At 60.6% G+C, this 11989-nt stretch carries 12 protein-coding genes and 1 tRNA gene; 11 read left to right on the top strand and 2 right to left on the bottom strand.

All coding sequences use genetic code 11. From position 1 onward, the window contains the following. Positions 1 to 342, bottom strand: coding sequence for a multiubiquitin domain-containing protein (locus BLS26_RS22865; protein WP_092514798.1), 342 nt, complete (start codon positions 340 to 342; stop codon positions 1 to 3). 164 nt (positions 343 to 506) lie between these two features. Here BLS26_RS22865 and BLS26_RS22860 point away from each other — a divergent pair, with 164 nt between their 5' ends. From BLS26_RS22860 to BLS26_RS22845, 4 genes are all read left to right on the top strand, one after another. Beyond that, the gene (locus BLS26_RS22860) at positions 507 to 899 is read left to right on the top strand and encodes a helix-turn-helix domain-containing protein (protein WP_092514796.1); all 393 of its coding nucleotides are present in this window, start codon (positions 507 to 509) and stop codon (positions 897 to 899) included. Then, the gene (locus BLS26_RS22855) at positions 886 to 1827 is read left to right on the top strand and encodes an ImmA/IrrE family metallo-endopeptidase (RefSeq protein ID WP_092514794.1); all 942 of its coding nucleotides are present in this window, start codon (positions 886 to 888) and stop codon (positions 1825 to 1827) included. The genes BLS26_RS22860 and BLS26_RS22855 overlap by 14 nt, the downstream gene beginning before the upstream one ends. Positions 1828 to 1898: 71 nt before the next feature. Further along, on the top strand, positions 1899 to 2969 hold the full coding sequence (locus tag BLS26_RS22850; RefSeq protein ID WP_092514793.1) for a hypothetical protein: 1071 nt from the start codon (positions 1899 to 1901) through the stop codon (positions 2967 to 2969). Between the two features lie 283 nt (positions 2970 to 3252). Beyond that, positions 3253 to 3903, top strand: a complete 651-nt coding sequence (locus BLS26_RS22845) for a hypothetical protein (RefSeq protein WP_157676551.1) — start codon at positions 3253 to 3255, stop codon at positions 3901 to 3903. 481 nt (positions 3904 to 4384) lie between these two features. Here BLS26_RS22845 and BLS26_RS22840 read toward each other — a convergent pair. Continuing rightward, a tRNA-Met gene (locus tag BLS26_RS22840) sits at positions 4385 to 4461 on the bottom strand. Between the two features lie 395 nt (positions 4462 to 4856). Here BLS26_RS22840 and BLS26_RS22835 point away from each other — a divergent pair. The 7 genes from BLS26_RS22835 to BLS26_RS22805 all read left to right on the top strand — a co-directional run bounded on the left by BLS26_RS22835 (position 4857) and on the right by BLS26_RS22805 (position 11976). After that, positions 4857 to 6464 (top strand): GMC family oxidoreductase, encoded by a 1608-nt coding sequence (locus BLS26_RS22835; protein ID WP_092514791.1) that lies wholly within the window; start codon positions 4857 to 4859, stop codon positions 6462 to 6464. A 235-nt stretch (positions 6465 to 6699) separates the two neighbouring features. Next, positions 6700 to 7215 (top strand): CvpA family protein, encoded by a 516-nt coding sequence (locus BLS26_RS22830; RefSeq protein ID WP_092514790.1) that lies wholly within the window; start codon positions 6700 to 6702, stop codon positions 7213 to 7215. A 115-nt stretch (positions 7216 to 7330) separates the two neighbouring features. Next, a complete protein-coding gene (locus tag BLS26_RS22825; RefSeq protein WP_092514789.1) occupies positions 7331 to 8113 on the top strand; it encodes an SDR family oxidoreductase in 783 nt (260 codons plus the stop codon). Positions 8114 to 8231: 118 nt separating this feature from the next. After that, positions 8232 to 9221 (top strand): NADPH:quinone reductase, encoded by a 990-nt coding sequence (locus BLS26_RS22820; protein WP_092514788.1) that lies wholly within the window; start codon positions 8232 to 8234, stop codon positions 9219 to 9221. A 38-nt stretch (positions 9222 to 9259) separates the two neighbouring features. Next, positions 9260 to 10111, top strand: a complete 852-nt coding sequence (locus tag BLS26_RS22815) for an MBL fold metallo-hydrolase (protein WP_092514787.1) — start codon at positions 9260 to 9262, stop codon at positions 10109 to 10111. A gap of 246 nt (positions 10112 to 10357) precedes the next feature. Continuing rightward, positions 10358 to 11200 carry a fumarylacetoacetate hydrolase family protein gene (locus BLS26_RS22810; RefSeq protein ID WP_092514786.1) on the top strand — a complete coding sequence of 281 codons (843 nt, stop codon included), beginning with the start codon at positions 10358 to 10360 and terminating at the stop codon, positions 11198 to 11200. 161 nt (positions 11201 to 11361) lie between these two features. Then, positions 11362 to 11976, top strand: coding sequence for a glutathione S-transferase family protein (locus tag BLS26_RS22805; protein WP_092514785.1), 615 nt, complete (start codon positions 11362 to 11364; stop codon positions 11974 to 11976). The last annotated feature ends 13 nt before the right edge of the window (positions 11977 to 11989 follow it).

Genomic DNA, 11989 nt, shown 5'->3' with positions numbered 1-11989 from the left:
TCATCCCTCCGTCTGATCACGCGGCAGCGCCTTGAACTTCTCCACACCCGGGCGGCGGAGGTCGACGTGCTCGTCGAGCCCAACCTTCTGCGGTTTCTCGCCCGCAAGTTTGATGCGGAGCGTGTAGTGCTCGGCGGGCAGCAGACCCGCGAGGGTCAGGATGGCGCGACCGGTCGGGTTCGGCTCGTTCACCACGAACGGGTCGCCGTTCACGAGGATGCGGTAGCCCTTTGAGAGCGGCGGGCGCTTGCCCAGCTTGGCGTACTCTTCGAGATCGATGATCTCGTCGAGCACCTCTTCCACGCCGGGGTCGGCGCTCCTGTCTTCGAGGTTGTCAGTCATGTTATGTTCTCCATATCGGACGTATCCAGGCACCGCGCCCTTCTACGACTCCAATATTACATAGCGCGCTAAGAATATCAAGCAATTTCTTTGCGCGCTTGACGATGCCGCGTGACTGGAGTAGAATCATAATAGAAACAATAGCTTGCAGGAGACCTCCCGCCATGCTCTCCCCCCCGGACGAAAGGAACACGTCGAAACTAACGCTCGGCCAATATCTCGCGTCGATTCGCGTGAACCGGAGCCTGAGCCTGCGCGATGTCGAGGAGGCGACGAATAAGCAGGTCTCAAACGCCTACTTGTCGCAGATCGAAAACAACAAGATCAAAAAGCCGTCGCCGAACATTCTGCATGCGCTGGCAGAACTCTATGCCATCAGCTTCGAGAATCTGATGGATATGGCCGGGTACATATCCGGCACCAAGCGCGCCGATACCGAGCGGCACGGGCGCATCGCGACGTTCGCCGAGCATAATTTGTCGGCCGAGGAAGAGACCGAGATGTTGCAGTACCTTCAATTCATGCGGGCGAGGAAAAAGCCGGGTGACAAAAGCTGACGATAGCAGCCTCGAACCCGAAGATCTTCGCGCGGTCGAGGAGCGAGCACGGCAGCTCCTTGACCGCGCAAGCGCATGGGACAGATTCCCCGTGCCTCTCGAAGATATCCTCGCCGCCGCAAACGTGCGCGTTGCACAAACCAGCCTATTCGATCCCGTCGCCGTCATGGAATACTTGGCGGGAAAGGCAATCCAAACAGCAACCGTCGTTAAATCTGCCCTTGGCAAGTTGTTCGGCCTATACGATTCCGCTGACACGCTGATCCACATCGACGACAGCGCTATAAAGTCAAAATCCAAAAAGACCTTCCTGACCCTTCATGAAACCGCGCATCACGATCTTCCCGTGCACAAGCGCATGTTTCGGTTCTTCCAGGATAGTGAACAACATCTCGATCCTGAAATCTCGGACCAGTTTGAACGCGAGGCGAACAACTTTGCTAGGTTCGCCCTGTTTAAGGGCGACACTTATGCCCGGTATGCCGCTGACTGTAAATTCGACATCAAGACACCGATCACGCTCGCGAAAAAATTCGGCGCGTCCAACTATGCCTCAGCGCGGGAATTCGCCCGTACTCACCATCGCGCCTGCATCGTCTATATCCTTGAGCCTATCGAGTTCGTTCCGGGTCACGGTGCGCGGGCCGCCGTCCGCCGTATTGAACCCTCCCCTTCGTTCATGCTTCAGTTTGGCAAGCCCACAGATACCGTTATCACGCCCGATCATAGTCTCGGCCGTATCCTGCCCGTTGGCCGAAAGATGACACGCCCCACAACCCTTTCACTGACGGATCGCAACGGCAGCTCTCACGAGTGCGTGGCGGAGGCTTTCGACACGACACACAATGTCATCATTCTGCTTTATCCGGTGAAAGCACTTGGCAAGCCGACAATTATCCTTCCACCGGGCTTCAAAAACGTCGTTTAGCGCGGCCTAAATTCAGACCGCGCTGGAGCGATACGGATAGACATATTTCTTTCGAGTGGATACCGGGACCGATGGCGCAAACAGGATTAGATGAAACGCTGAAGCTTGAGGCAGTCTATTTGACCGGCCCTGTGCCGCGTAACCTCGGCGTCCTCACGGTGCTCGGAGCCGTCTTCGACAAGGTGTATTTCCCGGGAGTTCATATGCCGAAGTCTGGCTATGACCCCAAAGAGGTCGAGAAGGAAATCGTACGTCTTGAAGGATTAAATGACCGCTGGCACGACACACAATTGCTCATCGGAGCAATGAAGTTACTGCTGCAGGCAAAGACGCTTGACGGCTTCTGCGAGTTCACCGCCGATCCTGATGATCCATTCCTGCGAAAGGACCCTGTGCCCGGCCAACTGGTCCAGGCCGTTTACGACTCAATTCATGGACCCCCACGACCTGACTTCATTCCATCGTTCAGTACGGGGCACGCCAAAGGGCTCGGCGACGGTGCTGAAACGCTCATTTATCCCGGCGACTACCACTACATTGCCGGAGCCATCGTGCATTCCGGACGAACCGGAGTGCCTCTCCTTAATGACATTCCCGGCTTGCAGATCCCGGGCATGCCAGACGTTGCGCCGGTAGACGACGCGAAGCTGCTGGCTTCTATTCTGGCCGTCGAGTGTACTCGGATCGCTCTTCCGCCGACGCCGTTGCTGCTGCCTGAAGACTTGATGGAATTCCGCGACGCCAATGCAGCATTGCTCAGAGGATTCCGGAGGTCGATGCTCCGTTACGCGGCGGACCTTAACGGCAAGATCAAAGACATGGACCGCGAGGCGTTCGAGAAGCATACGAAATTCTTCATCGAAACCCAGATCGTCCCCGCGATGGACGAGCTGAATGCCACGATGAACGATCCCGCCCGTCCGTGGCACAAGCGCGCGATTGACGCCATCAAGATTATTCCCGAAGTCGGAGGAGCTTTTCTTGCCGGCGGCCCGCACGCGGCATTGACTAAAGCGATTACCGCGACCGCGGCCCAGTTCTTCGTTGAGGTTGCGGCAAAGAACGACAAGGAAGAAGCTCTGAAGAGAAGCGGATTGACGTATTTGCTACGACTTAAAGCTTTCTATGACGAACGAAAATGACCTGCTTGATCGCTTTCAAAGCCGGTATCTGCACTGACTGATTGACCGCGAATCTTTCGCCAAGGCGTTCGCGGCTGCTCCTACGTGAAGGTCTTGGCGAATGGCGCAACGCCAGACAGCTCACGCGAAATCACCAATTTTGCCAATCGATTGCCTGTCATATCGCTATGCAAGCGGCGAAAAGGCAGGCGGTTGGCGGCCTTTCGGTTACTGAGATTTAATCCAGCAAAATATCCGAGCTGAGCGAACGGGATGCGCGCTGGATAAACGGGCGTTCATTTCCATGTCCGGTTTTAGCCACAAATCAGGACACTTACTACGCGAGTTCAACCAGGAGGAAGGGCTATTTCCCTTTACGACGATGACCAAATCTTTTCGCACAGTTTCTTGTGGAATGATTGTTGCGTTGCTGGCGAGCACTTCGATTGCGAGCGCTTGCTGCCGAGTCTCGTTTGACCTTGGTCCGGTGCACGTGGACACGGGTCACCCGCTTCAGCCGGTGACGACAACTCCGGTCAAGGTGCCCGGTGGCACGATCACGCTGCCCGCGCCCGGCCCGGTGCCGACCACACCGAGCATGCAGCTCGACAAAAACATCCCCGGCGCCGGCATAGTGAATCAGGCCGACAAGATTCTGCATATCCCTGAAACGGCGGTGCAGAGCGGCGTGAACGTGGTCGGCAAAGGCATCGAGCATCTCGCCAACGAGATTGGCATGCTTTGGGCCCATGCGAAGCAGGATGCTATCGACATGGCCAAGGGCTGGCTGGACTGGCTTTTGGCGCTTGCCAAGAAATACGCGCCGGTAGCTGTCGGCGTCGTATTCAGCGCGATGTTGCTCGCGGCGGCCATCGTCGTCCATCTGCCGAAGATGATCGTTGCACTGTTTCGCCGGAAGCGTCCCGTCCGCCGGCACACAGCACGTCACGCCTGATCGGTGAGGAAGCCTAGCGCGGCCGGAAATCCGGCCGCGCTAGAGCGATGCGGATATTGCGCAGGTTGAAGTGCGCCGCGTGCGGCTCCGGGTGGGCGGACGAGTTCGACCGGCTAATGGAGCACGGTCGTGTCATCAAAATGAGTGCCAGGCACCCCCACCCGCAGCAAAGCGCGGGGTGCGTACATTTTGTACGAGGATTTAGTTCACAGGCGGGGGCGCGCGAAGAGATTCGAACTCCTGCCCCCAAGATTCGTAGTCGTGACAAGCGGGCCTAACCGACGGCGCAACAAGCTCGTGGCGTCGCTCGCGATGCGGCCTTTGATCACAATTGAGTCATTGCGTCGCGCGCAACCCCGTCGATCTTACGCTGCGACTTTCTTCCCGCCGCTTCCACGACGCTTCCACGACCGAAATTTCGAGCTAGAATTCAGACAGCAAAAAACCCTCAAAAACAAAACGTTTTCAAGGGCTTGAAGCTTGGTTGCGGGGATAGGATTTGAACCTATGACCTTCAGGTTATGAGCCTGACGAGCTACCGGGCTGCTCCACCCCGCGTTAAACCGTTGCGATGCCGTCTCAAAAGCTGATCCGAAGCGAAAGCGGCCAACGCTTTGGGCGTCGATCGTCCCGACCGGAGGCTTCCTGAGAAGGCGACCCGGGCAAAGCCATCGGGTGCGAGGGCTATGTACCAACGTGCACCTGCTTTGGAAAGGCCCAAAGCTCCCGTTTTTGAGGTTTTTGTGACGCCGAAAACGCGGCAAAACGACCCCATGGAACCGGACTTGCCATAACCCCCGCAAAAGCGGAGTTTTGGGGCGAATAAGGGCCGGGCAACGGCCCGGGGATTCCCCGATGCGCAATTGCGCATCTGGGTTCGGTGCTACGCATCGCCCTCAGGTGCGCAATCGCGCACCGGGGAATGACGAACAAGAAATGAATGGGGGAAATACGTGACGGATACATTCGATTTCGTCGTGGTAGGCGGCGGCTCCGGCGGCTGCACGGTGGCGGGACGGCTGTCGGAGGATCCGCAGACCTCGGTGGCGCTGCTGGACGCCGGCGGCAGGAACGACAATTGGGTGGTGACGACGCCATTCGCGCTGGTGCTGATGGTCGCCGGCAACGTCAACAACTGGGCCTTCAACACCGTCCCGCAAAAGGGCCTCAACGGCCGCATCGGCTATCAGCCGCGCGGCAAGGGGCTCGGCGGTTCATCGGCGATCAACGCCATGGTCTATATCCGCGGCCACCGCGCCGACTACGACCAGTGGGCCTCGCTCGGCAATACCGGCTGGTCCTTCAACGACGTGCTGCCCTATTTCAAGCGTTCGGAAAACAACGCCGATTTCGGCGGCGAGTATCACGGCAAGGACGGCCCGCTGTCGGTCAACAAATTGCGCACCGACAATCCGGTGCAGCAGATTTTCCTGCAGGCGGCGCAGGAAGGACAGTTTCGCCTGCGCGAGGATTTCAATGCCGACGAGCACGAAGGCCTCGGCATCTACCAGGTGACGCAGCGAAACGGCGAGCGCTGCAGCGCCGCCCGCGCCTATATCCACCCGCACATGAATAACCGCGCCAACCTGCGGGTCGAGACCGGCGCGCATGCGACCCGCATCCTGTTCGAAGGCAAGCGCGCCGTCGGCGTCGAATACCGCCAGGGCAAGGAGTTGAAGCAGCTCCGCGCGCGGCGCGAGGTGATTGTCGCCTCCGGCGCGTTCCAGACGCCGCAACTGCTGCAGTTATCCGGCGTCGGCGATGCTACGGCGCTCGACAAGCACGGCATCGAAAGCCGGCATCATCTGCCCGGTGTCGGACAAAACCTGCAGGACCATCCGGATTTCGTGTTCGGCTACATGTCCGACAATCCGAATTTCAACGGCATTTCGCTTGGGGGTATCCCGCGGCTGTTGCGCGCCATCGGCCAGTACCGCCGCGAGCGCCGCGGACCGATGACCTCGAATTTTGCCGAATGCGGCGGCTTCCTGAAAACCCGTCCCGACCTCGACATCCCCGATATCCAGCTGCATTTCGGCATGGCAATGGCTGATGATCACGGCCGCAAGCGCCATCGCGGCACCGGCTTCACCTGCCACGTCTGCCTGCTGCGGCCGAAGAGCCGCGGCACGGTTTCGCTCGGCAGCACCGATCCGTTCGCGGCGCCGCTGATCGATCCGAATTTCTTCGGCGACGAGGCGGATCTCGAAACCATGGTCGCGGGCTTCAAGACCACGCGGCGGCTGATGGAAACGCCGGCGCTGAAAGCCCTGCAGAAAAAGGAAATGTACACCGCGGGCGTGAACACCGACGACGAGATCCGCGAGCTCCTGCGCCGGCGCGTCGATACCGTCTATCACCCGGTCGGCACCTGCAAGATGGGCGTCAACGATGCAATGGCGGTGGTCGATCCCAAGCTCCGGGTCTACGGCCTCGAAGGCCTGCGCGTGGTCGATGCCTCCGTGATGCCGACTTTGATCGGCGGCAATACCAACGCGCCCACCATCATGATCGGCGAAAAGGCTGCCGACATGATCAAGGCCGAGATGCGGGCTAGTTGATAGCTTCCTCGTCATGGCCGGGCATAGCCGGCCAAAGGACGGCGTTGCTTCCGCTCGCCTATTGCCCGGCCATCCCACGTCTTTTCTTGCGGATAGTGCGGAAAGACGTGGATGCCCGGCACAAGGCCGGGCATGACGGCTACTATTCAAGGCGCCCTCAATACAGACGATTTTAGCGATCGCGCCCTCGGTTCCTTGACACACCATGTGTATTGGAACCGGCGGAGAGTTCGCCATGAACAGTTTCGATGCCGTCGTCTGTGTCGGCCTGGTATTCGCCGTGGTTACCGGCTTCAACACCGGACTGGTGCGCAGCGCGGTCACGATCGTGGCCTATTTGTTTGCTGCGCCAATCGCGATGGGAGTGATGTCCGCCGTGTCGCCACCCGCGAGCGGCAATCCAACCTCCGTGCTGGCTCAGAACGGGTTTGTGTTCTTCGGCATCTTTCTGCTCGCCGGTATGGCATTTGGAAAGCTGGCACGGACGCTGGTCGACGAGGCCACCGGATCGCAATCAGGCATCGTGGACCGGCTCTGCGGCGCCGTGCTGGGCGCGGGGCGCGTCGGCCTGATTGCGGTTACCGTCGTTCTGGTCGTCGACCAGCTGCTGCCGCCGCAGCTTCAGCCACCCTGGCTGACCGGCTCGCACCTGCGGCCATGGCTTTCGGCGGCTGGACAACAAGGCGTCAAATCGCTGCCGCCGGACGTCGCCGCCACCCTCGATCGCCTGAAGCGAAACCAGCAGATATAATAGACTTACTGATATGCATTTCGTCAGGCGGGCAGCCCCTTATCAGGGATGCCTGACTTGGCTACAGTGCCATCATCGGACTTCAAAAAATCACTGACATAACGGGAGTGAAACTGTGGATCTAGGGATCAAAGGCCGCCGCGCCATCGTGTGCGCATCCAGCAAGGGACTCGGGCGCGCCTGCGCCATGGCGCTGGCCAACGAGGGCGTGCACGTGACGCTGACGGCGCGCGGCGCCGAAGCGCTGAAGAAGACCGCCGATGAAATCCGCAAAGCCAATCCCGGCATCACCGTCACCGAGGTGGCCGGCGACATCACCACGCCTGAGGGACGCGCGGCGGCGCTGAAAGCCTGTCCCGACCCGGATATCCTGATCAACAATGCCGGCGGCCCGCCGCCCGGCGATTTCCGCAACTGGACCCGCGACGACTGGATCAAGGCGATCGACGCCAACATGCTGACCCCGATCGAGCTGATCAAGGCGACGGTGGACGGCATGATGGGGCGCAAGTTCGGCCGCATCGTCAACATCACCTCGGCCGCGGTGAAGGCGCCGATCGAGATCTTGGGCCTTTCCAATGGCGCGCGCGCCGGCCTCACCGGCTTCGTCGCCGGCCTTTCGCGCAAGACCGTCATCAACAACGTCACCATCAACGGCCTGCTGCCCGGCCCCTTCAACACTGATCGCCTGCGCGGGACCGCGAAAGGCGAATCGGAAAAGCGCGGTCTTCCGGTCGAGCAGGTGCTGGCGGAACGCGCCAAGCTCAATCCGGCCGGACGCTTCGGCGATCCCGAGGAATTCGGCGAGGCTTGCGCGTTCCTGTGCAGCGCCAAGGCCGGCTTCATCACCGGCCAGAACATCCTGCTCGACGGCGGCGCATTTCCGGGGACCCTCTAGTGGTCTCCCGGTTCTGATTGCATCAGAACCGGGCTCTACTTTTTTGCTTTGACGCGTTTTCTTCATGCGAACCGGTGACCACTTCGCTCGAAAACGCTCTGGTCCGAGGGGGCGTTAGATGAAGGCAGTCTGGTACGAACGGACGGGCCCTGCGCCCGAGGTCTTGACCTATGGCGAGATGCCGACGCCGGTGGCCGGCCCGGGCGAAGTCCGGGTGCGGCTGGAGGCGTCCGGCGTCAATCCCGCCGATGTAGGCCGCCGCGGCGGCAGCTATCGCGCGCTTGAATTTCCGCGCGTGATTCCGAATAGCGATGGCGCCGGGATCGTCGATCAGGTCGGCGACGGCGTCACGCGGTTGCAGGTCGGCCAGCGCGTCTGGCTGTTCAACGGCCAGCGCAACGGCCGCGCCTTCGGTACCGCCGCTGAATATATCGCGCTATCGGAACATCTGGTGACGCCGCTGCCGGACAATCTGTCGTTCGCATCAGGCGCCACGCTCGGCATCCCCGGCATGACGGCGTGGTGCTGCCTCTATTGCGACGGACCGATCGCGGGACAAACCGTGCTGGTCACCGGCGGCGCCGGTGCCGTCGGCCACTATGCCGTGCAGCTCGCCAAATGGGGCGGCGCCAAGGTGATCGCGACCGTCAGTTCGGCGATGAAGGCCGAACAGGCGCGGCTCGCCGGTGCCGATCTCGTCATCAACTACCGCAACGAGGACGTTATCGCGAAAGTGCTGGCCTTTACCGGGCAGCGCGGCGTCGACCGCGTGGTCGAAGTCGATTTCGGCGGCAACATCGAGATCACGCTGAAGCTGATGGCGATGAATTCGACCATCGCGATCTATGCCACCAACGGCAACCGTACGCCGCTGGTGCCGATGCGCGACCTGATGGAAAAATGCGTCGCCCTGCGCGCGCTGGTGCTGTTCGCGCTGCCACCGCCCTTATTGGCGGCGGGACAGGCCGACATCACGAAATGGCTCACAGCCGGCTCGCGGCTTCACAACATCGCCGGTCAGTTTGCACTGTCGGACACCGCGCTGGCGCATCTGGCCGTGGAGAAAGGCGACAAGCTCGGCACCGTCATCGTCGACTGCGCGCGTTGAGCGACGACACGAACGCCGACATAAAAGGGAAGCGCCGGATGAACTGGAATGTGGGCAAGGTCAAAATCACAAAAATCGTCGAGCTGGAGACGGTCGGCAGCACCCGCTTCATCCTGCCGCTCGCGACCAATGAGGAAATGCAGAAACTGCCCTGGCTGATCCCGCATTTCGCCACCGAGGAAGGCCGGCTGAAAATGTCGATCCACTCGCTGCTGGTGGAAACCCCGTCGCGCCGGATCATCGTCGACACCGGACTCGGCAACGACAAAAAGGGCCGCAAGGTGCCGACCTGGAACGACCGCAAGGATCCGTTTCTCGACAGACTGACAGCGGCGGGCTTCGCCCCTGACAGCATCGACACGGTGCTTTGCACGCATCTGCATGTCGACCACGTCGGCTGGAACACGAAACTGGTCGACGGCAAATGGGTGCCGACTTTCCCTGGGGCGAGATACGTGTTCGGCAAGATCGAATACGAGTATTGGCGCGACCACAGCCACGAAGAGGCCGACAAACTGGCTGTGTTTAACGATTCCGTGAAACCGATCGCCGACGCCGGCCGGGCTGATCTTGTCGCCAGCGACGCCCGGTTGGCGGACGAGATCACCCTGATTCCGACACCCGGCCACAGCCCCGGCCATATGAGCATCCACATCACCTCGGACGGCCACGAAGCCCTGCTGACCGGCGATGTTGCCCACCATCCCTGCCAGATGGCGCATCTCGACTGGTCGTCGACCGCGGATTCCACGCCCCAGCAGTCCACGGCGACGCGGCGCGAGCTGTTCTCGCGCTTTGCCGATACGCCGACGCTGGTGATCGGCGGGCACTTCAATGCCGGCCATATCAAGCGTGAAGGGACGGCCTTCAAGTTCATCGCTTTGGGATGATGCCGGCTTCCTCGGGGTTGGTAGGGTGGGCAAAGCGACAGCGTGCCCACCATTAAACCACCGGCCTGGATAGATGGTGGGCACGACGCAAGAGCGCCTTTGCCCACCCTACCAAGTCCCCAAGAAATGAGGGGGTGCATTGCAGTACGTATCGGCAGTTGAATTTCCCCCCGTGCTGTTCCAAAAGCAGTCCAAGTCGAAAATCAAGTCGAAAAGTCCTCAAGAAAACCCGCCAGGGAGTGAAAAATGAAGCTTGTTCGTTACGGCGCCAAGGGTGCGGAAAAGCCCGGCTTGATCGATAAATCCGGCCAATTGCGCGATCTCTCCGCCCATGTGAAGGACCTCGACGGCGAGGCCTATGCGCCGGCGTCGCTGGCCAAGCTCGCCGGCCTCGATGCGTCCAAGCTGCCCGCCGTCGACGGCAAGCCGCGCTTCGGCGCCCCGGTCACCGGCATCTCGAAATTCGTTGCGATCGGCCTGAACTATGTCGATCACGCCAAGGAAACCGGTTCGCCGATCCCGACCGAGCCGATCTTCTTCATCAAGGCCAACACCGCGCTCTCAGGCCCCAATGACGCGGTCGAAAAGCCCCGCGGCTCGACCAAGCTTGACTGGGAAGTCGAGATCGCGGCCATCATCGGCACCCGCGCCAAGTATGTCAGCGAAGCCGACGCCCTCAATCACGTCGCCGGCTATTGCGTCTGCAACGACGTCTCGGAACGCAATTTCCAGATCGAACGCCTCGGTCAGTGGACCAAGGGCAAGTCGCACGACACGTTCGGCCCGGTCGGCCCGTGGCTGGTGACCAAGGATGAAGTCGCCGACGTGCAGAAGCTGTCGATGTGGCTCGACGTCAACGGCCAGCGCCGCCAGACCGGATCGACCTCGACCATGATCTTCACCATGGCGAAGTGCATTTCCTATGTTTCGCAGTTCATGACGCTGCTGCCCGGCGACATCGTCACCACGGGCACGCCTCCCGGCGTCGGCACCGGCATGAAGCCGCCGCAGTTCCTCAATGTCGGCGACGTCGTCACGCTCGGCATCGAAGGCCTCGGCGAGCAGCGGCAGGAAATCATTGCGGCGTAAGAGACCGACTGACCCAACGCGTCGTGGCCGGGCAGAAAGCGCGAAGCGCGTCTTCAAGCTAAATGTTCCGGCCATCCACGACTTCTCTCCAACAGTAAAAACGTGGATGCCCGGGACAAGCCCGGGCATGACGGAGAAAAACCCTTAAAGGGATTTCAAAAATGAAACTCACCTTCTCCCCCGCCTCGCCGTTCGCTCGCAAAGTGCGCATCGCCGCGATCGAGACCGGCCTGATCGACAAGATCGAGTTCACGCCAGCTGCGGTTGTCCCCGGCCAGCCAAACGACGAATATTCCAAGATCACGCCGCTGAAGAAGCTGCCGGTGCTGATCCTCGACAATGGCGATGTGCTTCTGGATTCCTACGTCATCGTCGAATATCTCGACGAGCTCGCCGGCGGTAACAAGCTGATCCCGGCTTCCGGCCCCGAGCGCTGGAAGGTCAAGAGCGACCATTCCCTGCTGCAGGGCATGCTCGATTCGATGCTGCTGTGCCGCTACGAAAAGATGGTGCGCCCCGAGGGGCTGCGCTGGAGCGACTGGCACAAGGACCACTGGAACCGGGCCTGGTCCGGCATGGCGCGTTTCGAGAACAGAAATGACGTGCTGTCGGGGCCGTTCAACGCCGCCCAGATCGGCCTCGTTTGCGTGCTCGGCTATGCCGACTTCCGTTTTGCCGATTGCGGCTGGCGCAAGGCCTATCCGAAGCTCGACGCCTTCAATCAAAAGATGCTGGAGCGGCCGTCGGTGAAAATCTCGGTGCCGCCGACGGCGTAACGACGAAAACGGA

The sequence above is a fragment of the Afipia sp. GAS231 genome (genome assembly GCF_900103365.1).
Classification (GTDB): domain Bacteria; phylum Pseudomonadota; class Alphaproteobacteria; order Rhizobiales; family Xanthobacteraceae; genus Bradyrhizobium.
Note: the sequence above shows the minus strand (reverse complement) of the source record. Positions and strands in the feature narration are given on the sequence as shown.

Excerpts from the sequence above, each read along its gene's own strand:
- BLS26_RS22865 (WP_092514798.1), bottom strand. The coding sequence starts at position 342 with ATGACTGACAACCTCGAAGACAGGAGCGCCGACCCCGGCGTGGAAGAG.
- BLS26_RS22860 (WP_092514796.1), top strand. The coding sequence starts at position 507 with ATGCTCTCCCCCCCGGACGAAAGGAACACGTCGAAACTAACGCTCGGC.
- BLS26_RS22850 (WP_092514793.1), top strand. The coding sequence starts at position 1,899 with ATGGCGCAAACAGGATTAGATGAAACGCTGAAGCTTGAGGCAGTCTAT.
- BLS26_RS22845 (WP_157676551.1), top strand. The coding sequence starts at position 3,253 with ATGTCCGGTTTTAGCCACAAATCAGGACACTTACTACGCGAGTTCAAC.
- BLS26_RS22830 (WP_092514790.1), top strand. The coding sequence starts at position 6,700 with ATGAACAGTTTCGATGCCGTCGTCTGTGTCGGCCTGGTATTCGCCGTG.
- BLS26_RS22820 (WP_092514788.1), top strand. The coding sequence starts at position 8,232 with ATGAAGGCAGTCTGGTACGAACGGACGGGCCCTGCGCCCGAGGTCTTG.
- BLS26_RS22815 (WP_092514787.1), top strand. The coding sequence starts at position 9,260 with ATGAACTGGAATGTGGGCAAGGTCAAAATCACAAAAATCGTCGAGCTG.
- BLS26_RS22810 (WP_092514786.1), top strand. The coding sequence starts at position 10,358 with ATGAAGCTTGTTCGTTACGGCGCCAAGGGTGCGGAAAAGCCCGGCTTG.
- BLS26_RS22805 (WP_092514785.1), top strand. The coding sequence starts at position 11,362 with ATGAAACTCACCTTCTCCCCCGCCTCGCCGTTCGCTCGCAAAGTGCGC.